This is a genomic window from Streptomyces sp. DH12 (assembly GCF_020873895.1).
Taxonomy (GTDB): domain Bacteria; phylum Actinomycetota; class Actinomycetes; order Streptomycetales; family Streptomycetaceae; genus Streptomyces.
Window position 1 is genome coordinate 1 of the sequence record NZ_JAHWGT010000967.1, and the last position, 463, is coordinate 463.

Here is a 463-nt window from a genome sequence, read left to right on the forward strand (position 1 = left end):
CACGCCCTGCCGGGCCCACGGCATCAGATAGCCGTTGTCCGGGACGGGCGTGCCCAGATCGGCGTGCAGCTCCTTGTAGATGTTCCGCAGGGACGGCGGGATCTTCACCCCGGGCCGGACCGAGAAGCACAGCCCGTGTCCCTGGCCCTCCCCGTGGTACGGGTCCTGGCCGAGCACCAGGACCTTCACCTCGTCGTACGGCGTGGCCTCCAGCGCCGCGAAGACCTCCTCGCGGGGCGGATAGACGGGACCGCGCGCCCGCTCCTCCTCGACGAACTCGGTCAGCTCCTTGAAGTAGGGCTGCTGCAGCTCGTCACCCAGAACCCCGCGCCAGGACTCGGGCAGCATGGCGATGTCGGTCACGTCGATTCCCTTGCTCACGTGGTCGTTTCCAGCTCTCAGAACCTACCGGCGACCACTGACAGCCGGCCTCGCGGCCGGCTGCCAGGGCGCTCTACCAGCT

At 68.9% G+C, this 463-nt stretch carries 1 protein-coding gene; it reads right to left on the bottom strand.

Annotated elements, in window-relative coordinates; all coding sequences use genetic code 11:
• Positions 1 to 363: uracil-DNA glycosylase (locus tag LPA54_RS38020; protein WP_368857903.1), on the bottom strand; the 363-nt coding region annotated here is incomplete at its 3' end.
• Positions 364 to 463 lie beyond the last annotated feature (100 nt).